The sequence below is a fragment of the Agrobacterium sp. NPDC090283 genome, from assembly GCF_044769685.1.
Lineage (GTDB): Bacteria > Pseudomonadota > Alphaproteobacteria > Rhizobiales > Rhizobiaceae > Agrobacterium.
Map to the genome: position 1 here is coordinate 1 of NZ_JBIVYG010000055.1, position 1,102 is coordinate 1,102.

General features: G+C 67.1%; 2 protein-coding genes and 1 pseudogene. All 3 read left to right on the plus strand.

Features of this window, described 5'->3' with window-relative positions; translation table 11 throughout:
- A pseudogene (locus ACIQUH_RS27895) lies at positions 1-295 on the plus strand (replication protein A); the annotation flags it as partial.
- Positions 292-810, plus strand: a complete 519-nt coding sequence (locus tag ACIQUH_RS27900) for a DUF2840 domain-containing protein (RefSeq protein ID WP_400821447.1) — start codon at positions 292-294, stop codon at positions 808-810. The pseudogene ACIQUH_RS27895 and the gene ACIQUH_RS27900, both read left to right, overlap by 4 nt.
- A partial coding sequence (locus tag ACIQUH_RS27905; RefSeq protein WP_400821449.1) for a S26 family signal peptidase occupies positions 807-1,102 on the plus strand: 296 nt, incomplete at its 3' end. The genes ACIQUH_RS27900 and ACIQUH_RS27905, both read left to right, overlap by 4 nt.

A 1,102-nucleotide genomic window follows, 5' to 3' on the forward strand; every position in this document is an offset into this window, starting at 1 on the left:
GTCCACAGTGCCTGTTGAAAAGGGTGTGGAAACACTCGTGACTTCGGGCGCAAAGGGTATCGGGACTTCGGGCGCAGCACTATCGGGACTTCGGGCGCACGAACCGCAGTTAAGTCTTTGGTCCGACAAGCGGAATCCGACCGCTAACTTAGAGTCTAACAAAGAATCTAACTTTTCTTCTGAGGCGCACGCGCACCCGAGGCGTGGTGCCAGTGCCGCCCGTTCCGTCGCCGAGGTGCTGCGCGACCTGTTCACGCCCGACCCATCCGCCAGCAACGGAGGGCGGCGCTCATGAGCGGCAAGGCATCGCGCCACACGCACGGCCGTCCGCAGCCCGATGGGCCTGCTCCCTTCACCACGCTGGTCGAGCTGACCTTCGAGAAACGCCGGATCGAGCATTGGATCAGGTTCGGCCACAAGAGCTACGAACAGATCATCAACCGGCGCCGCAGCATCGTCGGCTTCGCGCCCGGCAGTCTGTTCGCCTTTGTCCGCTGGGCGTCCGGCGAGCATGGCACAATCGTCTCGCGCATCGACATCGTGCGCGCTATCGGTCGCGGCGGGCCGTTCCAGACGCTGCCCTTCGTCCGGCCTGGTGGCGACATCCTGCTCCGGCTCGACGGCTGGCCGAAGGTCCAGCGCGCACTTGCTGCCATCGACGCGGTGGAAGCGCTCAACGTCGATCCGGCCGACGCATCGCCCGATCACTGGCGGCACGTCCATAACCGGCTCAGCGCCGGGCTGGAGCCGAACGCCTACACGCCCGAACGCCATGCCGCGTGGATCGGTCGCCGGAGGATCGAGCCATGAGCCGCCGCCGCATCCTTGGCGTGGCGCTGCTCGCCGTCGCCGCCGTCGCCGCTCCCATCGCCGTCGACATGCCGTTGAGGCTCCTTTGGAACGCCACCGCCAGCGCGCCCATCGGCTTCTATGCGATCGAGCCCGCCGACCGGCTGACCACGCCCGAACTGGTCGCCGTCATGCCGCCTGAACCGCTCGCCGCCTTCATGGTCGGCCGCGGCTATATCGGCAACGGCGTGCCGCTCTTGAAGCGCGTCGCCGGTCTTCCCGGCCAGCGGGTTTGCCGGATCGGCCGCGCCAT

What these genes read in the sequence shown, in the direction of transcription:
- ACIQUH_RS27900 (WP_400821447.1), top strand. Translation starts at nt 292, where the DNA reads ATGAGCGGCAAGGCATCGCGCCACACGCACGGCCGTCCGCAGCCCGAT.